The following is a 21064-nucleotide window of genomic DNA, read 5'->3' on the forward strand; positions in this document are numbered from 1 at the left end:
CATGACCGGCAAGAAGATCCTCATGCTGACCGGCGAATTCACCGAAGAGTACGAAATCTACGTTTTCCAGAAGGGCATGGAGGCCGTCGGCCACACGGTGCACGTCGTCTGCCCAGACAAAAAGGCGGGCGACCGTATCAAGACCTCTTTGCACGACTTCGAGGGCGACCAGACCTACACGGAGAAGCTCGGCCATTATGCCGACATCAACAAGACCTTTTCCGAGGTGCGGCCTGAGGAGTATGACGCCGTCTATGCGGCGGGCGGACGCGGCCCGGAATATATCCGCACCGACAAACGCGTTCAGGACATGGTCCGGCATTTCCACGACACGGGCAAGCCGATCTTTACGATCTGCCATGGCGTCCAGATCCTCATGGCTGTGCCTGGCGTGCTGAAGGGCCGCAAGGTCGCCGGCCTTGGCGCCTGCGAGCCAGAGGTGACAGCTGTTGGTGGGACCTACATCGACGTGGAGCCCACCGGGGCCTATGTCGACGGCAACATGGTCTCGGCGAAGGGGTGGACGGGCCTTGCCGCATTCATGCGCGAGTGCCTGAACGTGCTCGGCACGAAGATCACCCACACGTAATGGATTGAGGGTGAGATCGACGACGGCGTGCCCTCGGGTGGTCGGCCCGAGGGAGATTGCTGCCAAAGCCAATCGGGTGACGTGCGCTCTGCTGTAGCAGGAGCGGTGGCTCGACCGGACGTCGCTCCTGACTGTCGAACGCGTGATCCATAATCTGAAACGCGGCTGATTACTTTCGCAGGATTTTGTCCATCGCTTTCCCCTTCGCGAGTTCATCGATCAGTTTGTCCAGGTAACGGATCTCCCGCATAGTCGTATCCTGGATCTCTTCCACGCGGACGCCGCAGATCACCCCTGTGATCAACGAGCGGGAGGGATTCATCCGAGGTGCTTGCGCAAAGAAGTTCTCGAGGCTGGTGCTCTTCGCCAGCTGGTCGTCCAGGGCCTGTGGGCCATATCCCGTCAGCCAACAGATGATTTCATCGACCTCCGCCTTCGTGCGTCCTTTCTTCTCCGCCTTGGCGACATAGTGCGGATAGACGCTCGCGACGCTGACCGAATAGATGCGATGTTTCTCCATGTGTCCTCCTCAGGGTTTCGCGAGACAGTGATTGATAACTGATTTGTCCTTCTGCTTATCCGAGTCCAATGCCTTGAGATTTAAGGTTCCGGGGGCCCCTGCCATTCAAGCCGCCATGTCGCGCCTTGCCTGAGGTTTGAACAAGCCAGGGACGAAGCGACGACGCAGGTGCAGCCCTTGCGGCCTCGGCGTTGCTGGCGCAAGATGCCGCCCGGTTGATCCGTGTGCATTATGAGCCACTACTGCATGTCATCGAGGTCGATGATGCGATCAAGCCGGATGCTCCTGCTATCCGGGCGGGCTCTGCCGACCACACCCGTCCCAGATGCGATACCGCCGGGTCGCGCAAGGCTGGCGAGCGGCCGGTGAAGGTCGTCATGACCCGATCGGAAGTCTTGCGTGCCACCGGGCCGACTCGACCTAAAATCATGGGATCTAGCGTTGAATGGAGTACAGATAAGTAGCAAGGTGGGCTAATCCTCCCTTTGCGCCATATGCACTCATCTCGCGCCATTAAAGCCCACCAATGGATCAATTTTTCCCGCACCCCTTACACTCCAGCGTTTTCAGGAGCGGTTGGCTCTTCAATTCGCAACGGGTGGTATGTCTAACGGCCGCCTCCATCTGGAACCGCTGGGCAAAGTATCTAGAGGACGACCAGTTTCGCCCCGATCTTCACCCTTTTGTAGAGGTCTGAGGACGTCCTCGTTCGTCATGCGGAAGCAGCCTGACGATGAGGAGCGCCTGACACTTTCCGGCTCGTTCGAACCAGGAATGCGGTAGAGGGTATTACCTAGATAGAGGCCCGCACCGCCGAGCCGGGTGACCTCGGCGGTGCGCATGACTCCGGGCGGGCGCTGCCTTCGTACATGAACGTCATGGGCTTCGGTCCCTGCATGTGTCCGGTCTCGACCCGCTCGATTCGGAAACCGCCGCATTCGATCATTGACCGGATCGGACGATTGAGATGACAGCCGCCGCTGATCCGCCGCCAGACAGGCGTGGAGTATCCTGCCACCAACGTACCCCGCGGTCGGGCGCAAGGCCGTGTTCAACAAACAGCAGTTTTCCGCCAGGTCTGAGTACGCGGCGCATTTCCGTCAGCGCTGCGGCCGCGTCCGGAATCGTGCATAGGGTCCAAGTAGTCACGACGGTATCGACGCTCTTGTCATCGAGCGGTATGGCCTCGGCAGACGCGTCGATGAAGCTGACGGGCCAGTCGGGACGCGGGGCTTCGCGGGCCATCGCCACAAGACCCGCGGACGGCTCGAGCGCCAGAACTTCACCCACCACAGGGCCGTAAAACGGGAGGTTCAAGCCAGAGCCGACGCCGATTTCCAGAACGCGCCCCTGCGCGGCGCCGATCACGCGCTCACGGTAGGGGCGCAGACGTTCGTTGCGCATCGAGAGATCGCATAGCCTCGGCAAGATCACGTCCCGATAGATGCCCATGGTTCTTCTCCGCTAGTACTCTCCCTGAGATCATGGTTTATGGCAAACCGCGCCGATAGGCGGAACGCATCGTTCTTCGTAGAATGCGCCGGTAAGCCACTCTCGGAGCCCCGCACGTTCATCGGCCGCGTTTGCATCGCGCTGCGTTACATAGCGTGGGTTGCTATGAGCCCAATGCTCCCAGCGGCCATCCAGACTGCCATCGCGATCATCATTAGGTTTTCGGTAAGCGAGATGAAACCAAGGGGGACGTTGCTCGATCCCCCGACGCAGGCGCACTTCAGTTCACGCTTGTCGATGTAAACCGCCTTGAAGACCGAAACAGCCCCTACCGTACCGATGAACATCGCGACTGGGACAGACAACCAGTTCAGAGCGCCTGCCACCATGAGCACACCAGCCAATCCCTCGGCATAGGGATAAATGTTGCTGTATGGAACCCAGCGCGTTGCCAGGAGGTCATAGTTCAAGAACATCGTCGCAAAGCTCTCGACGTTCTGGAGTTTCATCATCGCCAAAACCACCATCGAAAAGGCGATGAACCATTCGGCGGCGCGCAAAGTAAATGGAGTTCCGTTGACGGCATGGCTCGCCGCCATCGCCGTGAGTGCGGTCAGCGTGAACAAAACGATAACCGGGCGGTACGTAGTCGCCTTCGGATCGGCAACGGGTTTCCCGAGAAAACGACGCAAATCGTCGTAGCCCCCGACCCGCTTGCCATCAATGAAGACCTGAGGCGTCGTCGGCACGTCGTGCTGCGCCTTGAAGGCGTCCGTCTCCTCGCGGGTGGTCAGGTGATGATCATCCACCTCGTAGCCCGACCGCTGCAGCAGATCCTTCGTCTTCAATCCGTAGGGGCAGGTGTGGCCTGGCATTACCATCCGGTACAGGACGGCCTTCCTGGCGAGATTATGCGGAATGGTCCTGTCCAACATTTTCACATCTCCTTGTTCTTGTGAAATCGTTGGCAGGACTATAAGTTCCGTAGCATGGTACAGAGTCAAGGCCTTCAAGAACTGACGATCGGAAAACTTGCGGCTGCCGGAGGCGTGGGTGTTGAAACCATCCGTTTCTACCAGCGCAAGGGCCTGCTGGCGACGCCGAAGCGGTTAGAAGGCGTGCGCCGCTATGGAGGCGAAGACGTGCGCCGACTACTTTTCATAAAACAGGCGCAGGCGGCCGGTTTCACGCTTGAGGAGATCGGGCAGCTTCTGGCACTGGATGCCGGGCACAACCGCTCGGCTGCACGGGAACTGGCGAAGAAGAAGCTTGAGCAGCTGGATGCCAGGATTGGAGAGCTTAATCGCGCCCGGGAAGCACTTCGTAAGCTGGTCTCTGAATGCGCAGAGGACAAGACCGGACCGTGTCCCATCCTGGCTTCCTTTGGAATTTGAGCTCGGATCAGGTCGGCCGCGGAGGGAATCGGGCCTAGCGTATCGCAGCCTTCCATGGCCTCTTTGATTTCGACCATCAGGCTGTTTCGAGCGTCTTCGCTTCTCTTCAAATCGAGAACATCCGTATTGCATGCAATCTGGCGAGAGCTGGGCATGTCAACTCGCCGGCCGCTATCTTCGCGATCTGATTGGCGGGCCGTGTCGACAGAATAGAGGATCCACATATTTTCTCGGCGGTACCTGTGAGGAACAGAGCGCCGGGTTGTCCGATAGCGCTGTGCCAGGTCAGACGAACAGACGTGCCGCTCTGCCAAACTTTCGCTCCGCATCATTGTAGTAGCGCGCGGCCTGGTTCACCGACTTGTCAGCGACTGCTGCACCGCTTCGGGATATTGTCCCTTGGTGCCCGGCTTGTGTTTGGTCCCTGGAAATCGACCGAGTTCTTCGTGACAAACGTCCAGTCGCCTTCGAGAATGTTCGGTTTGAGCTCCCAGTCCTTCAGGCCGCCCATTTTGATCCAGACGACGTGGCTTGTGTCGCCGTGGCCCTTTTCGATTGCCATTTTTGCCAATTGAGGACTGAGGCACTCATCGATCAGAAACTTCATCCAGTCTTCCTTCGACGGGGGACGCGACGATCCGTGACGATGACCGAGCCTTCGGGAATGTCGCCGGAGAGGCGGGGCCGGCCGCGCAACGGGTTCGCTTCCGCGTGGATAGAGGCGAGCCTTATCTTCTCCGCGTCTAGGCTAGTGCCCATCCATAAACAGCAAGTATTTGGAATTATTGCGTAAAACGGGCTTTTTGTGCGGGCAAGGCCCGGCGGTTTTAGGTACACTTTAGCATCAAGCCACTGATTCTAAAGACAAACCCGCAACCGCCGGAGCCGACAATGCGCCAAGAACGCACCGTCCAGGGCAGCATATTCGATCTTTTCGCCGAGCACGAGATCGGTCGTGAGTTGGAGGCGATGTCGCAGTGGCTGGACGCCCATCGCGATCTTTTGAATTTGGTGACGTCCGATCTGCGCCGACAGGGGGTCACGGAAACTGGCCGGCAGGGTTTGCCGTCGGAGGCGGTGCTGCGCTGTGCCCTCCTCAAACAGTACCGCCAGTTGAGCTACGAGGAGTTGGCGTTTCATCTGGAAGATTCCGCCTCGTTCCGGGCCTTTGCCCGGCTGCCATGGGGATGGAGCCCGAAAAAGTCGGTCTTGCACAAGACGATCAGCGCGATCCGGGCGGACACCTGGGAAGCGGTCAACAAAATGCTGCTGGCCAGCGCCCGGCAAGAAAGGTTGGAAAGCGGCAGGGTCGTGCGTGTGGACAGCACCGTCACGGCGGCGCTGATCCACGAACCAAGCGACAGCAGTCTTTTGTGGGACTGCGTGCGGGTGATGGTTCGTCTTCTGCAGCAGGCGGATTCGCTGGGCAGCACCATTCCCTGGCACGATCACTGCCGCGCGGCGAAGAAGCGGGCTCGGGTGATCGAGTATACCCGCGGTCGCCCGAAACGGGTTCAGCACTACCGCGCTCTGCTCAGGATCGCCCGGAACACCCTGGATTATCTGCAGCAGGCGGCGGCACAGTTGCCGCTGGCGGCAGGCCCGGCGGGCAAACTCTGGCAGGCCCAGGTTCGCCACTATCAGCCACTGATCACGCAGATCATCGCCCAGACCGAGCGGCGGGTGCTAGCCGGCGAAGCAGTGCCGGCCGGCGAGAAGCTTGTCAGCCTGTTCGAACCGCATGCCGACATCATCGTCAAGGGCAGCCGCGACGTCGATTACGGACATAAGCTCAATCTGACCACCGGCAGGAGCGGACTGATCCTCGATCTCGTCATCGAAGCCGGCAATCCAGCCGACAGCGAGCGGCTCTTGCCCCTACTGGAGCGCCACATCGCCTTCTATGGCGAGGCGCCGCGGCAGGCGGCCGCCGACGGCGGCTATGCAAGCCGTGAAAACCTGCGCCAGGCCAAGGCCTGGGGTGTAGGCGACATGGCCTTCCATAAGAAGAGCGGCCTCAGGATCGAAGACATGGTCAGGAGCCGCTGGGTGTATCGAAAGCTCAGAAACTTCCGGGCCGGCATCGAGGCCGGCATCTCCTGCCTGAAGCGGACCTATGGCCTGGCCCGCTGCACCTGGCGCGGGCTTGACCACTTCAAGACCTACGTCTGGTCCTCGGTGGTTGCCTACAATCTCGCCCTCTTCGCCCGTCTCAGGCCGACCTAACGCCGGTCATCGCGCCGCGTTCCGGAACACGCCGCGAGCGCCGGCCGATGCCACACGACCCTATCGCCGCCAAATCGCCCTTCGATCACAACCTGCAAGCCCTGTGCCATCACGCCTCGCGAAAAAAGACCGCTTCAGCGAGCAAAACACTTCTAAAACCCTGAAAAACAGGCGTTTATGGACGGGCACTAGGCTAGGCCAGGCTTCCAGGATGCGCTCAACCGAATCACCAGCAGCTACGGATGCGGCAACATCATAGACCGGAACGCGGGTGCCGCGGATGACAGGCGTGCCGCCAAGGACGTCGGGTGAGGCTGTGACGATTTCTCGCGCTGCGGCAAGGTCGTCCAGCCGTTCGCTCGCACTTCTCATAAAGGGCATAAGATCGATCGTCAAAAACTCGTGCTGCACGGTCCAGTCCTCGCGCAACAGGGCCGCCCAGGGGAGTGTGCGCGCTTTTGCCAGTCGGACCTCTGCGGTGCGGATGGCAAACAGTCGCTCCTCCGACGTCAGGCGGCTCGCGCTCTCAGAATAGAAGGCGATGAGTGAACAGGCCCCCGCCAGGACGTGGCGGCCATTGTCGAGCGAAACGAAGGCGTCTGGCAGGATGTGCTCATCGATAACGCGATTGATGTCGCGTAGGCTCACACGTGAGACAACGGCGGCCTCGCTCGCCTTCAGCATTTCCGCAACCGCGGGCATGTGAGCCTCCATATTATATCTTCGCGGTCGATCTCGCTTGCGGCCACCATCGCCGTCGGAAATGATCGATGCCGATGCACCGCTGCATCGAAGTCGCCCGAAGTAGCGTGGAGCTATCGCAAGCCGTTCTGCTGAGGCGATCGAGGCCGTGTCCGGCCGGGACTTTGCCTTGCGCCAGGTCTCGTGAAAACAGATGAATAACCGACCTTCTGCGGCCACCCGAACCGCAGAACAAGCTCATCGCAGTCCTGCTGGTCAAGGCTCACTGTATCCACTCGCAAAAATTCGCAGCTCGTAGCCCTCCGGATCACTTCGAAAGATCAGTGCGCCCTTCCTCTCCGATTTTTGTGGAATATAGTCAATCGTGACACCGCTCTCCTCGACCACCTCTTCGCCATCGCGAAGTTCACCCTTGATCTCGACCGCAGCAACCGATTTTCCTGCACGATTGTTGGCGGCGAACTCGACCACGTAACCATCGTTCATGGCCGTGACCTCGGTCGGCAGCACAATGATATCGGCGGCCCCGTTACGTCCGCTTAAGCCGTCGCGGATGAGGTAGCCTAGGACTGCAAGCAGGGCCAGGCAGCTTACTCCTGCCACGATCCACTCCGCGATGGAGGTCCCCGGCTTTCGCGTGGGTTCCTCGTTTTCGGAGCGAGAGTTCTCTTGCCTTTTGGCTTTTGTGGAGCCCTTGTTCACAGAATGAGCCTCGCTACCGCCGCGCCAAGTGCGCCTGGGAAGGATAGGACCACGACAGCGCTGAGCGTCTCCGAAAAACCGACACCATCAGTTCTGCCGAAAGTCCAAAGGATGTAGAAGTTCACGAGCATCACCAGACAGTAGCCGACGATCGTATAACGAAAGAAGATGTTGACAAACCCGGCGCCCGGTTCTGGATTGTGCGTACCGCGGAATTCGAGTTCATAGACGAAGACATGCATTAGGCCCAGGGTGCCTAGCGCCAGAGCAATTTCGTGCCAGGGGTTCATCTTGTAGGCGATAAGGATAACCTCTTCGGTCGGTGCGATGTTCACTGACAGAAACAGCGCTCCGACCACCATCAGGAACAATTCTCCCGCATAGGCGGGCTCCGGAACGGCATCCCCCTCCAATGGACTTGGACCCAATTGGGCCCGGGCCAGCGATGCGCCCAAGCTGCCGGGGACAATCTGCACGGCAACCTTCCCGACGATCTCCCGCAACGGCATGTCTGCGTCCACGATGCCAAAGGTAACGAGAATCGCCGACGCAGCTATAGCGGCCACAAGAAGGGCCACGAATGCGTCCGCGATTCGATCACGCAGCCCTACTGACTTGCGAAAGCCACCATATTTGTGCAGCAGCACCAGGGTGGGAACGGTGGCTACTAGCAATAGCGCAAGGCGCAAGGGGTGAAGGTGGAAGCCCAGAGCCCAAGCTTCCATCGTCATCAGTACAGGCACTGCGAAGATCAATGCTCCGGCGAACGCGCGGCCAAGACCAATCCAGAACTCGCGCGGCGTCGGACCGACGACTACTTCAGCTGGCGTCACGTCGCCCCCCGTTCACGATGTAGTTCGACCACCAGCCTCGGCGGCTGGGATCAAGTGGGGAAACAATGTCTGCTGCGCGATCTTGTTCCGCCACATCGCGTGCAACTTCGATCGCTGCGCTTCGTTGGTCGTTCCATCCTCGCGCCCAAGCAGCCGCACGGGATCGGACCTTCAACTCGCCGGGGGACCGGGCCTCCCTTGGTAAGGGGGTGCGCATTATCCTGGGAGAGTATCCTTCCGCCGCTTGAGCCGTTTAGGTCGCGCGGCGCCGATCTATGGTTTTATTCTGCAGCGATCCCCATATCTCTCCCGAAACCAGCCCGGAGAATGCAGTGTCGGAATTCATCAGCTATCTGTTTGCCATCCTTGTCGTCGGTCCGCTGCAGGCGGAAATATCCGAGCGCCTTCGAGGTGTCCCGTCAACCGAGATTGTCCAGGCAGGACGCGCCTGCGTCGCTGCCGAAGCTCCAAGGCTTCTCCAACGCGCCCAGGAAGATTGGGGATGGGCAGCTGCGAATGCTGTCGGGGTCAGCGTAGGAAACATTGACCCGGCAAGCCTGCTTGCAGGTCAAAATGCAGACTGCGACCGACTCGTACAGGTTCTGTCGCAGAGTAGCGGGGGCAACGGCGATGATGAGGCATAAGATTCTGTCAGGATCGCTCTGTAGCAATGGCAAGGTGGAACGTCTACCGTGCTGAGGCGGTACAGCTGCCAGGCCACTGAACGAGGGCCTCGATGACGATATGCCATTCGTCCGTTTCATGGGCGGCAACCAAATTTGCGGTAGGAGCGTTGGTGAAGCGGCCGAGGCAGAATGCGGGGCGACCGGAAGCCGAGTCGAATCGGCAGTCCACACGCCGTGCATGCGGGTCGCGGATCCTGTCACAGGACAGAGGCGAAAAGCCTCCTCGTGAAGGTTAGCCCCCAAGTTATTCAAAAGCTGCGGCTCCTGCCCTCCTGTCATTTAGCAACTGCGAAATTGCTACGATCATTTGTGACATGACGAAAGGCTTTTCGATCATGATACTCTTAGGAACGCCTTGAGAGGCCCAATCGGGAGCACTGTCCCCGCTGATGTAGACGACCGGCATCTCAGGGTCGATCTCCCTTGCAATGCGGGCGACGTCCCAACCGCTCGGGGATTCCGCGAAGCGGATGTCCGTGACTATTCCAGCAATGGAGGACTCTGCGGCTTTCAAGTGCTCGACTGCCTTCTTGCCGCTAGTCACCGCCAGAACCATGAACCCGGCCTCTTTAAGCGCGTCTTCGAAGTCCAACAGCAGGAGAGTCTCGTCTTCTGCGAGCAATATGGTCACCGATTCCAATGCATGTCCCCCGAGAATATGGTTCCCGTGAACGCGCGGTTTGGCAAACGGTTCCCTTAATGTGACTGAATTCGGCGCCTGCTCAGGTTGCTGGTCAGGCCAGACTGGATGTTCGCGCGGCAGCGCGTCATGGAAGTGCAACAGATGGGATACGTCTCGAGCTTCGGTGTACCTTCGCGTCGCGTTGCTTCTCGCAAACACCAACGGCTGCCGGTGAACCCCGTCGAACACGTCCAAGCGCCATCTTGCCCTAGTCTAGCTCGGCGCCTCAAGGTTGTCATGTGTGGATTATGCATACTGGACTGGAATACTTGGTAAATCTTTTACTTGCCGCGCATGTTCCCGTTCTGTGCTCAACCGATCGCATAATGTATCAACCGGAATTTTGCGCCGTGTGGCTCGACCGGTTGACCAGCAAGAGCAACGGCCATGGCCTTTTATTTAGTGTTCAGTTCCGCGTATGGGCGGGGGTGTGCAGCGACGCCCCCGCCTTTTCGGCCGCTGCCTGCAAACGCTTGTCTCTCGTCCACAAAGCCATTCGCTGATCGAGGAGAACCGAGGCCAGCAAATGGGCATCCGTGTAGCCAATCCCCATGCTAAAAATGGCGTGGCGATCGATCATCATCATGACCTCCTGGTGCGTTGCGACGAGTGCTTCGCGCTGAGCCATCAGGAATGCTATCACGCTACTGCGTTCCCGAAGGCTGCCAAGTGCAAGCTCTCCGATCACGGCCGGATGGCAGAGGAGACGATCGTCCTCAATAATCCTACGCAGCTCGGCATCGGTATGCCGGAAATGATCAATCCAGATTGAAGTGTCGGCAAGAATCACTTGGCAGCTGCGCTCCGGCGGCGTGGAGCTGCTTCCGCATCCGGCATAGTTCCCCCGAGCGCGATGAGGCGTTTTCCTGACTCCACACGAACAAGCGTCTCCAATGCCTGGCGGACCAGAGCGGCGGTTTCTTTTGTGCCGGTTAGGGACTTAGCCCTTTCCATGAGAGTGTCGTCGAGGTTGATAGTCGATCGCATCGTCGGTTCCTAGCTTTAGTGTTACAAATAGCACCATTTGGTGAAGAAATCTACGCCTGAATCGGCCGTCTTAGCGACCGCATCGGCCGCACAAGCTTAAGACTGGCTAGGGGCCGAGGGTTCGATTCCACTCAAGTGATTGACACGGCTTTCGTCCACTGCCTTCGAAGCTGCTGGATCAGTCATTCCGGGGGCTCTAGATTCAACGCAGGGCCGGCTTGCAGGACCTTGGGCCGAACTTAGGCACAAAAATCCTGCTTGGAGTTTATACGGTGAGACGTCGATTTCGAAAGGCCTCTTCTGTCGTCGGCAGCGGTGGCGCGAAATCAAGGTGATATTAAGCTCGGATCGACCGGATAGATTGAATGGTCATCGGCTGCTCCTTGTCCGAAAAGATGCTGACAGGATTAAAGCACGCAGCAGTTTTGTCTTAAATGGGTCTATTGGGACGATTTCAGACTCATCGCGTACATTTCCGGACAGGATCTCGCAGACGAATCCTCAAATGAAGTAGCTGCGGCGAAGCAAACTGAATTCAGTCACTTGCGAGAACTCGTTTCGAACATTCTCCGCCAATATCGGGATGTTCTTGGCCCTACACGTTTAAGCTGTGGCGAATGCAGCCGCCAGGAACTTATGTACGTCGCGCGGTCGAGGGCCTGCGCCTTTCGAGGGTCGCCTCGACCGGCGCACCACAACAATTCAGCTTTGATCAGTCGAAGAAGGGCAACGGATGCCCGCGAAGATTTTGCTTCTCACAGCCACCACATCAAGGTTCATGGGTGCGGTAGCCGTTTCGGCAGAGGAAGGAGCCAACCAGGGTGGAGCCATCGTCTCCACAAAGGAGCTCGCAGGCTTATGTGCCGTAGACGGGCAGCCTGAACGTGAATGGCGCACTTGCGAATTCGTGCAATTGGAAGATCTACTCGACTTTGATTGTGTCCTGCTTCTCCTCCACGGTCGGAATGATGCAGCTCGCGCGGTGTACTTCCTGAAACGGGCTGGCGAATTATTGAATACAAACATTTTGTTGGCAAGCTGGGCTCCGTATTCTTCGTGCCGGGGCCGAGCCAGTCGACCTTGAAGATCGGCGCAAGGAACTAGCCTTAGCCTATGAAATGATGAAACTCGGTTTCCTCACTGCGGAGCTGCCCTATCGCATACGTGCGGACAACGAAGTCTATCATGCGGGCCGCTATGGGATGGCAGGTCCCAGCCTGAGTCAGCTGGTCGCAGCGCGCCTGCATGCCCGCCACATTGCAGCTCTCACGACCCGTATCGCCTTGGATCAGTCTTTGCAATTTGAGCTCCTGGGATAGCGTCGCTACCCCGCTTTGACATCTTTGGGCCGACTGGCATCGATGCATCGGTTTGACCATGGACGGTACAAGCGCGGCCTTCTGCACCTCTACAGCTCTAAACCTTTATCTCTCGTTGCTCTGGCTGCTGTCGGATGCGCACAGTCAACAAGAGTCAACCGATGCTATTTGAAAACGCGCTCTCTCGATTGGTAAAAATCGGCACCTTGACGGTCACATTCCCGGACGGACGTATACGGGAGTTTGGAACAGGCGAAGGACCCTTCCCAGCGGTCGCGATTAGGACCCAGGGAGCAATGAGACGGCTTTTGCTCAATCCGGCCCTTGCGCTTGGCGAAGCATACATGGATGGGGACGTGGAGCCGGCTCGAAGCGATCTGTTTTCGTTCTCGACTTCCTTGCACTCAACGCCACTGAAGGCGGCAGTCATCCCGAGACTATATCTTCCTTGGGCGGCGGTTTCGTCTGCAGATGGAAGCACCTGCCGAAGGGCTACGGGCACACGCGTGTAGATTAAAGAAGGGTTGCAGGATGTTGATCAGGCAGGGTCAATTACCACCCGGGCATCGATTGATGCCAGTCAGGCCACCGGGCCGCCCGGTGCCCCAGAGGGGATTAAATCGGCCATTCGCTGTGCCTGCTTTCGATGACTGTCTCGCGCCGAACGGAGCGGTCCTTCACGAGCCCTATGCCCGGCTTTGTTGCGAGGATGTTCACGTTCTGGCTCGAAAGATCGCATAATGTATCGTCGGGCACGGCTAGCGCGTTCTCGGTTTGGGGCGGTCAAGCGCTCCCAAGAGGTGCAACGATACGCAGACGGAACGAATCAGGCGCACTGGCGATAATCGATTCCAAGGCGCTCCTCGCCTTCATTTCTGAGATAGTCATTGTAGGAAGGCGCCGGGCTTTCGGGAAGGGCGACGCCTGTGCTCAGGCGAAGAAGACGTCCGCCGCCGAGAGATCAGCGAGCAGGGTATTCTGGATCAATATCCCGTGGGCGTCGCCATCGAAAGTGACGTAAACCCCCTCGGGCGTGTCACGGGAGGCGGCGAGGAAGCTTTCGAAGTCGCGAAACTCAATACCGCCAAAGCCGCGGAATAGAAGCACATCACCGTCCCCGCCGCGGAAGTCGGTGATCCGATCGACGCTCCTGTCATTGCGGACAGAGGCTTCGTCCCAAATGAACGTGTCGGCATCGGATCCACCTGTCAAAAGATCTGCGCCGGCGCCGCCGAGCAGCCTGTCCGAGTGATATTCGCCACTCAGCGAGTCGTTGCCATCCCCGCCCAGCAGACTATCTGCTCCACTGCCGCCGACGAGTATGTCATCGCCGTTGCGCCCGTTCAAAACATCGTTTCCGCTGGGACCTTCCCTGTAGGTATCAAAACAGAAGAGCCTGTCGTTGCCATTCCCGCCAGAGAGGTGAACGCCTCGATAGGCGGATTTAACGGTAATGTTGAACTCCTCGATCGAGCCAAAACGCGACGCATCGAGAACGAAGCCGGCGGGCACATCATCGAGGGCGATGCTCGCTCGGTCGAAACCTTCGCCGCCGTCCAATGCGCCCAAGGAACCATCCGTATAGATGTGAAGTCTGTCATCGCCGGCGCCGCCGTAGAGATCACTCCATCCGCCATAGGCGGTGTCTTCCCCACCCGCCGAGAGAGTGTCATTGCCGTCGCCGCCGAGCAGTATGTCTCCGGCGGCAAAACTATTGCTCAGGTAATCATCCCCGGCACCGCCCGTCACCGTATCCGATCCGAGGCCTCCGGTCAGAGAGTCGTTGCCGTCGCCACCATTGACGTCGTCATCGCCGCTGCCGCCGTCGAGCCGGTCGTTGCCACGACCGCCCACAAGACTGTCATTGCCATCCTCCCCCTCGAGTCTGTCGTCGTCGTTGCCGCCGTTGACGTAGTCGTCGCCCTGACCGCCGTGAATAAAATCGTCGCCGCCGCCGCCAAACAGCAGATCCCGGCCGTCGCCAGCATAGATCTGGTCATTGCCGATGCCGGTTTCGACACGGTCGTCACCCGCACCGGTATGGACGTTGACGAAGCTGAAGCCCGTGGCAATGATCCTGTCATCGCCGATCCCGGTCGTCAAAGAGAGCCGCTCGATATCGAGGAAATAAAGGTGGTTTCCCTTAACCGACAGATCGCCGAAGGCTGCGTGGCCATGCATTCCATCGAACAGGAAGGCATCGGATATTGCGGCGTAATCGCCCACAAGCGTGTCGACCCCCGTGCCGCCCCGTGCCGCGCCGCCGACACCGATGAACGACAGCCGATCATTGCCTTCGCCGCCGGTGAACTCGTCAAAGCCGCTTGAACTTGTCAGCGCATCGTCGCCTGCGCCGCCATCCACGACATCATTGCCGTCGAGACTCCAGATCCGGTCGCCTTCCGCCATGCCATCCAGAGTATCGTCGGCACTCGTTCCAACAATCCTTGCCATAATAGGGCTCCTCAGCGTGAAGAGGAAATTATAATATCCCGAGAAGGGAATAATAGAGCTCCCAATTCTCACTGGATATTCTGCAAATCTAAGTATGAAGTGAAAGTACTTTAATTTGAATATTTGAGTATCTGGAGTGAGGGGAAAAGCGCGCCGAGCGCGGGCGGCGGAATTAACCCGCCGGTGCTGGAGAGAATCCGATAGCGCATGGGCAGCATATCACCAACTGTAATCGATCGAGGTGCAGGTTTCGGTCGAAGAAGGGGGTAGGGAAGGGCGCTATTTATCGTCAGTTTTTTGCCGTCCTTGCTTCTTCATTTCCGACATCTTTGCGGAATCGGGGGCCACAGAGTCTCTCCAGTTTTCGGTCGTGATTGCTGGCCGCACCGCCAGCAATTATTTTCACCGGATCGTCGCCCATGTTTGGGCGCAGCCCTCGGGACTCCTTCTCACGCCTGCCTGTGAAACGGGATCGGAGTCCACGCCGCTGTAGCGAGGAAAGTCTAGCTAGTGCCCGTCCATAAACAGCAAGTATTTGGAATTATTGCGTAAAACGGGCTTTTTGTGCGGGCAAGGCCCGGCGGTTTTAGGTACACTTTAGCATCAAGCCACTGATTCTAAAGACAAACCCGCAACCGCCGGAGCCGACAATGCGCCAAGAACGCACCGTCCAGGGCAGCATATTCGATCTTTTCGCCGAGCACGAGATCGGTCGTGAGTTGGAGGCGATGTCGCAGTGGCTGGACGCCCATCGCGATCTTTTGAATTTGGTGACGTCCGATCTGCGCCGACAGGGGGTCACGGAAACTGGCCGGCAGGGTTTGCCGTCGGAGGCGGTGCTGCGCTGTGCCCTCCTCAAACAGTACCGCCAGTTGAGCTACGAGGAGTTGGCGTTTCATCTGGAAGATTCCGCCTCGTTCCGGGCCTTTGCCCGGCTGCCATGGGGATGGAGCCCGAAAAAGTCGGTCTTGCACAAGACGATCAGCGCGATCCGGGCGGACACCTGGGAAGCGGTCAACAAAATGCTGCTGGCCAGCGCCCGGCAAGAAAGGTTGGAAAGCGGCAGGGTCGTGCGTGTGGACAGCACCGTCACGGCGGCGCTGATCCACGAACCAAGCGACAGCAGTCTTTTGTGGGACTGCGTGCGGGTGATGGTTCGTCTTCTGCAGCAGGCGGATTCGCTGGGCAGCACCATTCCCTGGCACGATCACTGCCGCGCGGCGAAGAAGCGGGCTCGGGTGATCGAGTATACCCGCGGTCGCCCGAAACGGGTTCAGCACTACCGCGCTCTGCTCAGGATCGCCCGGAACACCCTGGATTATCTGCAGCAGGCGGCGGCACAGTTGCCGCTGGCGGCAGGCCCGGCGGGCAAACTCTGGCAGGCCCAGGTTCGCCACTATCAGCCACTGATCACGCAGATCATCGCCCAGACCGAGCGGCGGGTGCTAGCCGGCGAAGCAGTGCCGGCCGGCGAGAAGCTTGTCAGCCTGTTCGAACCGCATGCCGACATCATCGTCAAGGGCAGCCGCGACGTCGATTACGGACATAAGCTCAATCTGACCACCGGCAGGAGCGGACTGATCCTCGATCTCGTCATCGAAGCCGGCAATCCAGCCGACAGCGAGCGGCTCTTGCCCCTACTGGAGCGCCACATCGCCTTCTATGGCGAGGCGCCGCGGCAGGCGGCCGCCGACGGCGGCTATGCAAGCCGTGAAAACCTGCGCCAGGCCAAGGCCTGGGGTGTAGGCGACATGGCCTTCCATAAGAAGAGCGGCCTCAGGATCGAAGACATGGTCAGGAGCCGCTGGGTGTATCGAAAGCTCAGAAACTTCCGGGCCGGCATCGAGGCCGGCATCTCCTGCCTGAAGCGGACCTATGGCCTGGCCCGCTGCACCTGGCGCGGGCTTGACCACTTCAAGACCTACGTCTGGTCCTCGGTGGTCGCCTACAATCTCGCCCTCTTCGCCCGTCTCAGGCCGACCTAACGCCGGTCATCGCGCCGCGTTCCGGAACACGCCGCGAGCGCCGGCCGATGCCACACGACCCTATCGCCGCCAAATCGCCCTTCGATCACAACCTGCAAGCCCTGTGCCATCACGCCTCGCGAATAAAGACCGCTTCAGCGAGCAAAACACTTCTAAAACCCTGAAAAACAGGCGTTTATGGACGGGCACTAGCTATATCGGAGGCGTGAGCCGAAGGTAAATGGCTTTAACGTGGCTGCTCCACGATTATTGCCACGAGCCGACGCACGGTGAGCGCGACGAACAGCCCACCTTTTCTTTGCTGATTGAGACCGCGAGATAAGCTCCTTCATCTGCAGGAGTGGAACGGGATGGTTGGAGATCGCGCTGGTGCCATGCTTGGAGTCATGGATGAAGCCATGGATGAAGCCAGGCATGATGGAGTCTACCGGCGGATCGAGGTGATCACCGGTCGACGACAGCGGCGGAATTGGACCGACGAAGAGAAGGCGCGGATCCTTCCTGAAAGCGCAGAATCCGACGTGAACATCTCGGCTGTTGCCCGGCGTTGGGGCGTCAACCGTGGTTTGCTGAATGTCTGGCGCCGCCAAGCCGGGCTGACCGCTCGACGATCCGTGCAAGCCTGCGCGCAGCAGGCCATGTTCGTGCCGGTGACCGTCGTTGGAGAACGAGCGCCTCCCCAGAGCGCGTCGTCGGATATCGCTTCCGTTGCTTCCGGCCGAATTGAGATCGAGATTGCCGGAGCACGCATGACCGTGATCGGCTCGGTGGCGCCCGAGTTGGCGCAGGCGATCGTGGCAGCGTTGCGAGCACGCCGGTGATCGGACTTTGGCCGAATGGCGTGAAGATCATGGTGGCGACGCAGCCTGTCGACTTCCGGCGCGGCATGAATGGCCTTGTTGCGCTGGTGGCGTCAGCGCTTTCGGCTGATCCCTACTGTGGTGACGTGTTTGTGTTCCGCGCCAAGCGGTGCGATCGCCTGCGCTGCATTTATTGGGACGGGTCGGGCATGATCCTAGCGACGAAGTGGCTTGAGGCGGGCAAGTTCGTTTGGCCACCGATCCGCGATGGCGCGATGCAGATGAGTAGCCAAGAGTTCTCGCTTTTGCTGGCCGGTATCGACTGGACTCGGGTTAAACGGAACGTCGTAAAGCGGCCGACGAAAGTGGGCTGATCTTATTGGATTTGCTTGAAGATTCAGGATCATGTGCTAGGGTCAGCCATGCCGCTTCGACCCGACCCTTTACCTCAGGATGCCGCCCAATTGAGCCGGATCATTCTCTCGCTCGATGCGGAGAATGCCGACCTCAAGGCGCGCGTTGCCTTCCTGGAGGGTCAGCTCTTTGGACCGAAATCGGAGAAGATGACGGCGATCGACCCGACGCAGGCGACGCTCGAGCTTGGCGATCTCAGCGACATTCCCGAGGCGGCCAATGACGATGTTGCACCCGTGGCTGAAGGGCCAAGACAGGAGCGGCGATCGCCGTCGCGCAACATCGGCCGTTTGCCCAAGCACCTCCCACGGTATGAAGAGCTCATCGAGCCGGAGAGCAAGATTTGCCCGTGCTGCTCGTTCGAGCTTCATTGCATCGGCACGGACGTCAGTGAGGCGCTCGACATCGTGCCGGCGGTTGTCCGGGTGAAGCGGACGATCCGGCCGCGCTATGCATGCCGGGCCTGCGAAAGCGTCATTGTGCAAGCGCCCGCACCGGCGCGCGTGATGGACGGCGGCATGGTGACTACGGCGTTTGCAGCCCATATCGCCGTTTCGAAGTTTGCCTGGCATCTGCCGCTGCATCGCCAGGCGCAGATGCTTGCCTCCTGCGGCGTGATCATCGATCGCGGCACGCTTGGCGCCTGGGTGACGCGGGTCGCCTGGTGGCTCGAGCTTCTCTACGATGCGCTTACCGCCTTCATCCGCTCCCAGCCAAGGGTGTTTTGTGACGAGAGTGTGCTGCAGAGGCACGGAAGGAGTTCAGTATGAACTGACACTGTGTCGTAAAGCTGTGTGAATGATGGAGGATGGCCCTCCGGGATCGGCTTTCAGGAGCGGGTCTCAAACCAGTCCGAGCTGCTGCGGTAAAGAGCCGTGGTGGTGAGCGTCGGATGAAAAGTTCGGACGAGATCCGAGCAGGTGCGTGTCCGAAAGACGAACGAAAGTGAACCCTCCGAAGACGCGTCGTTAAGAAATTCAAGCGTCGTCGAAACCAGGACCGTTTCGTCATCCTGGGATAAGCCCGCCAGGCGCCTGATGACCGGGCGGGCGGCGACCGGCGTAGAGGGGGCGTGAGTCGGACACAGGCTTTCACGCGGAACTGCAGGAACCAGGCTCCTGATGCCAAGGGAGAAGCCCAAGCGGAGCAAACCGCAAGGCGAGAGTACCGATGCAGGAGACTGGGGCGGACCGATCCGTATGAGCGTTGAGGGCCCTGTAATGGGGTCGGAGCAAAGGGGTCGGATCAGGTGGTCGTATTGCTTGGAACAACTGGAAACAGGATGACTTCGATAGATACGACAGACAAGCCGTTTCGAATTGAGAAGCGGCAAGTGTACGAAGCTTACAAAGCGGTCAAAGCCAACCATGGCGCAGCCGGAGTGGACGGTGAGACCTTGGAGATGTTCGAGAAAGACCTTGCGAGAAATCTCTACAAGATCTGGAATCGGATGTCGTCCGGGACCTACTTTCCGCCGCCGGTGCGCGCCGTCTCCATTCCGAAGAAGACTGGTGGCGAAAGGGTTTTGGGTGTGCCCACGGTCAGCGATCGGATCGCACAGATGGTGGTCAAGCAGATGATTGAGCCGGATTTGGATTCCCTCTTTCTTCCGGACTCCTACGGATACAGGCCGGGAAAATCGGCGCTGGATGCCGTTGGGGTGACGCGTCAGCGGTGCTGGAAGTACGATTGGGTTCTGGAATTCGACATCAAAGGGCTGTTTGACAATCTTCCGCATGATCTCTTGCTGAAGGCGGTCAGAAAGCACGTCAAATGCAACTGGGCTCTGCTCTACATCGAAAGATGGCTGGTCGCGCCCATGGAAAAGAACGGAGCAGTCATTGAGCGCACACGTGGTACCCCGCAAGGGGGCGTGGTCAGCCCAATCCTCTCGAATCTCTTCCTGCATTACGCGTTCGACGTCTGGATGACTCGGACGCACCCTGATCTTCCATGGTGTCGGTATGCCGATGATGGTCTCGTGCACTGCCGGACCGAGCAAGAAGCACAGGCCCTCAAGGCTGCGCTTCAAGCCCGGCTGGCAGCATGCGGACTTCAGATGCATCCGATCAAGACCCAGATCGTCTACTGCAAAGATAATCGGCGTCGGAAAAGGTATCCGACCGTCAAATTTGACTTTCTTGGATACCAATTCCGGCCGCGACAGGTGGCGACGGCGCAGCAGGATGAGTTCTTCTGCGGCTACACCCCGGCGGCCAGCCCGACGGCGCTAAAGTCGATGCGGGCCACGATCAAGAGCTTGAACATTCCGCGGCAAACGCCGGGGACGCTGGCTGAAATCGCCAAACAGATCAATCCGCTCCTCCGGGGATGGATTGCCTATTATGGGCGGTTCAGTCGTTCGGCCCTGTTCTCTCTGGCTGACTACGTCAATCGGAAGCTCAAGGCCTGGATTATGCGAAAGTACAAGCGCTTTCGGTTCCACAAAACTCGGGCTTCGCAGTTCCTGCGGCAACTTGCTCGAGATAATCGGGGCCTCTTCGTACACTGGCAGGCGTTCGGAACGAACCTGTTTGCCTGATGGGAGCGGTGTGAATCGAGAGGTTCACGCACCGTTCTACGAGAGGCCGGCAGGTGAAATCCCTCCGGCCTACTCACCCGCCGCTTCCGCGGCTCGATCCGGGACGCAAACGCACCAAGCTTTGTCAACTCTGGGCGCAGGCGGTCGACGACCGGCCATGGAATGGTCCGGCGCCGCCGGCGGTGGCCTATACTTTTGCTGAAAGCCGCAGCGCTCGCGAGGTCGAGGGGCAACTGTCGTCGTTTGCCGGCGTACTTCAGGTCGATGGATACCGGGCCTATAAAACCTTGGCCAAGCGCCGGGGGAAGAGCAATATCGCCCCCATGCGGCTGGCGTTCTGCCTTGCTCACGCGCGACGCAAGTTCGTCGATGTCGTCAAGCTGACCGGCTCTTCGGAGGCGCTGTCGATCCTGGCCAGGATCGCCGAGGTCTATCGCATCGAGGCGAAACTGCGCGGCGAAAGTGCCGATACCCGGCTCACGGTACGGCGTCGCGAGACAGCACCCATCATGCGAGAACTGAAGGTCCAGCTCACCGAACTGAGCGAAGAGGTGTCGTCAAAATCGGCGCTGGGCAAGGCCGTCTCCTACGCGCTCAATCATTGGAACGGGCTGGCAGCCTTCCTGGAGGATGGCCGGATCGAAGCGGACTCCAATGTGGTCGAGCGTTCAATGAAATCGGTGGCTCTGACGAGGAATTATGCCAAGCTCAGGATTATGCGCAGGTATCGTGGCGGAAACAGCACGGCGGCCGTTTCCGCCACGATAATCTCAACAT

General features: G+C 59.1%; 18 protein-coding genes and 6 pseudogenes. 11 read left to right on the forward strand and 13 right to left on the reverse strand.

The features are described from left to right. Position 1 precedes the first annotated feature (1 nt). Positions 2-589: a DJ-1/PfpI family protein gene (locus PZL22_RS28960; protein ID WP_014990328.1), complete on the forward strand. Its 588-nt coding sequence runs from the start codon at positions 2-4 to the stop codon at positions 587-589. 169 nt (positions 590-758) lie between these two features. Here PZL22_RS28960 and PZL22_RS28965 read toward each other — a convergent pair whose 3' ends face one another. The 3 genes and pseudogenes from PZL22_RS28965 to PZL22_RS28980 all read right to left on the reverse strand — a co-directional run bounded on the left by PZL22_RS28965 (position 759) and on the right by PZL22_RS28980 (position 3496). Beyond that, entirely contained in the window at positions 759-1109 is a 351-nt protein-coding gene (locus PZL22_RS28965; RefSeq protein WP_088195959.1) for a DUF2200 domain-containing protein, read from the reverse strand. A gap of 793 nt (positions 1110-1902) precedes the next feature. Beyond that, a pseudogene (locus tag PZL22_RS28975) lies at positions 1903-2561 on the reverse strand (class I SAM-dependent methyltransferase). Positions 2562-2707: 146 nt separating this feature from the next. Further along, positions 2708-3496: a glutaredoxin family protein gene (locus tag PZL22_RS28980; RefSeq protein WP_127635038.1), complete on the reverse strand. Its 789-nt coding sequence runs from the start codon at positions 3494-3496 to the stop codon at positions 2708-2710. 54 nt (positions 3497-3550) lie between these two features. Between PZL22_RS28980 and PZL22_RS28985 the strand changes: the two genes are divergently transcribed. Next, positions 3551-3955: a MerR family transcriptional regulator gene (locus PZL22_RS28985; protein WP_127635039.1), complete on the forward strand. Its 405-nt coding sequence runs from the start codon at positions 3551-3553 to the stop codon at positions 3953-3955. Between the two features lie 285 nt (positions 3956-4240). Here the strand turns inward: PZL22_RS28985 and PZL22_RS31710 are convergent. The 3 pseudogenes from PZL22_RS31710 to PZL22_RS31720 form a co-directional block, all read right to left on the reverse strand. Further along, a pseudogene (locus PZL22_RS31710) lies at positions 4241-4344 on the reverse strand (integrase); the annotation flags it as partial. A gap of 89 nt (positions 4345-4433) precedes the next feature. Beyond that, positions 4434-4562: pseudogene (locus tag PZL22_RS31715) on the reverse strand (DUF5615 family PIN-like protein); the annotation flags it as partial. After that, positions 4559-4705: pseudogene (locus PZL22_RS31720) on the reverse strand (DUF433 domain-containing protein); the annotation flags it as partial. The pseudogenes PZL22_RS31715 and PZL22_RS31720, both read right to left, overlap by 4 nt. Before the next feature lie 141 nt (positions 4706-4846). Here PZL22_RS31720 and PZL22_RS28995 point away from each other — a divergent pair. Further along, positions 4847-6181 carry an ISNCY-like element ISRm17 family transposase gene (locus PZL22_RS28995; protein WP_284718729.1) on the forward strand — a complete coding sequence of 445 codons (1335 nt, stop codon included), beginning with the start codon at positions 4847-4849 and terminating at the stop codon, positions 6179-6181. 60 nt (positions 6182-6241) lie between these two features. Here PZL22_RS28995 and PZL22_RS29000 read toward each other — a convergent pair whose 3' ends face one another. The 3 genes from PZL22_RS29000 to PZL22_RS29010 form a co-directional block, all read right to left on the reverse strand. Beyond that, positions 6242-6883 carry a DUF433 domain-containing protein gene (locus PZL22_RS29000; RefSeq protein WP_234836496.1) on the reverse strand — a complete coding sequence of 214 codons (642 nt, stop codon included), beginning with the start codon at positions 6881-6883 and terminating at the stop codon, positions 6242-6244. Positions 6884-7138: 255 nt separating this feature from the next. Next, positions 7139-7585, reverse strand: coding sequence for a TIGR02588 family protein (locus PZL22_RS29005; protein WP_014528240.1), 447 nt, complete (start codon positions 7583-7585; stop codon positions 7139-7141). Next, positions 7582-8418 (reverse strand): TIGR02587 family membrane protein, encoded by an 837-nt coding sequence (locus PZL22_RS29010; protein WP_127535252.1) that lies wholly within the window; start codon positions 8416-8418, stop codon positions 7582-7584. Before PZL22_RS29010 ends, PZL22_RS29005 begins: the two co-directional genes overlap by 4 nt. Positions 8419-8750: 332 nt before the next feature. Here PZL22_RS29010 and PZL22_RS29015 point away from each other — a divergent pair, with 332 nt between their 5' ends. Then, positions 8751-9062, forward strand: coding sequence for a hypothetical protein (locus tag PZL22_RS29015; protein ID WP_164843122.1), 312 nt, complete (start codon positions 8751-8753; stop codon positions 9060-9062). A gap of 286 nt (positions 9063-9348) precedes the next feature. Here PZL22_RS29015 and PZL22_RS29020 read toward each other — a convergent pair whose 3' ends face one another. From PZL22_RS29020 to PZL22_RS29030, 3 genes are all read right to left on the reverse strand, one after another. Further along, on the reverse strand, positions 9349-9744 hold the full coding sequence (locus PZL22_RS29020; protein WP_014528244.1) for a response regulator: 396 nt from the start codon (positions 9742-9744) through the stop codon (positions 9349-9351). A 448-nt stretch (positions 9745-10192) separates the two neighbouring features. Next, positions 10193-10576 carry a type II toxin-antitoxin system VapC family toxin gene (locus PZL22_RS29025; RefSeq protein WP_010968151.1) on the reverse strand — a complete coding sequence of 128 codons (384 nt, stop codon included), beginning with the start codon at positions 10574-10576 and terminating at the stop codon, positions 10193-10195. Then, entirely contained in the window at positions 10573-10773 is a 201-nt protein-coding gene (locus tag PZL22_RS29030) for a type II toxin-antitoxin system VapB family antitoxin (protein WP_013851145.1), read from the reverse strand. The genes PZL22_RS29025 and PZL22_RS29030 overlap by 4 nt, the downstream gene beginning before the upstream one ends. A gap of 1480 nt (positions 10774-12253) precedes the next feature. Here PZL22_RS29030 and PZL22_RS31765 point away from each other — a divergent pair. After that, the gene (locus tag PZL22_RS31765; RefSeq protein ID WP_459178659.1) at positions 12254-12604 is read left to right on the forward strand and encodes a DUF7884 domain-containing protein; all 351 of its coding nucleotides are present in this window, start codon (positions 12254-12256) and stop codon (positions 12602-12604) included. 418 nt (positions 12605-13022) lie between these two features. Here PZL22_RS31765 and PZL22_RS29035 read toward each other — a convergent pair whose 3' ends face one another. Then, entirely contained in the window at positions 13023-14546 is a 1524-nt protein-coding gene (locus tag PZL22_RS29035; RefSeq protein ID WP_324280229.1) for a calcium-binding protein, read from the reverse strand. A 650-nt stretch (positions 14547-15196) separates the two neighbouring features. On the opposite strand from PZL22_RS29035, the gene PZL22_RS29040 reads away from it, so the two are divergent. From PZL22_RS29040 to PZL22_RS29065, 6 genes and pseudogenes are all read left to right on the forward strand, one after another. Then, entirely contained in the window at positions 15197-16531 is a 1335-nt protein-coding gene (locus PZL22_RS29040; protein WP_284718729.1) for an ISNCY-like element ISRm17 family transposase, read from the forward strand. Between the two features lie 350 nt (positions 16532-16881). After that, positions 16882-17352, forward strand: a complete 471-nt coding sequence (gene tnpA, locus PZL22_RS29045; RefSeq protein ID WP_127668381.1) for an IS66-like element accessory protein TnpA — start codon at positions 16882-16884, stop codon at positions 17350-17352. Continuing rightward, positions 17349-17705: an IS66 family insertion sequence element accessory protein TnpB gene (tnpB, locus tag PZL22_RS29050; protein WP_284718731.1), complete on the forward strand. Its 357-nt coding sequence runs from the start codon at positions 17349-17351 to the stop codon at positions 17703-17705. Before tnpA ends, tnpB begins: the two co-directional genes overlap by 4 nt. Positions 17706-17753: 48 nt before the next feature. Then, a pseudogene (locus PZL22_RS29055) lies at positions 17754-18494 on the forward strand (IS66 family transposase); the annotation flags it as partial. A gap of 533 nt (positions 18495-19027) precedes the next feature. Next, positions 19028-20287, forward strand: coding sequence for a group II intron reverse transcriptase/maturase (ltrA, locus tag PZL22_RS29060; protein WP_127702034.1), 1260 nt, complete (start codon positions 19028-19030; stop codon positions 20285-20287). Between the two features lie 80 nt (positions 20288-20367). Then, positions 20368-21063, forward strand: a pseudogene (locus PZL22_RS29065) (IS66 family transposase); the annotation flags it as partial. Position 21064: the final 1 nt, after the last annotated feature.

Origin of the sequence: Ensifer meliloti (genome assembly GCF_030064585.1) — a bacterium.
In the GTDB taxonomy this organism is placed as follows: domain Bacteria; phylum Pseudomonadota; class Alphaproteobacteria; order Rhizobiales; family Rhizobiaceae; genus Sinorhizobium; species Sinorhizobium meliloti.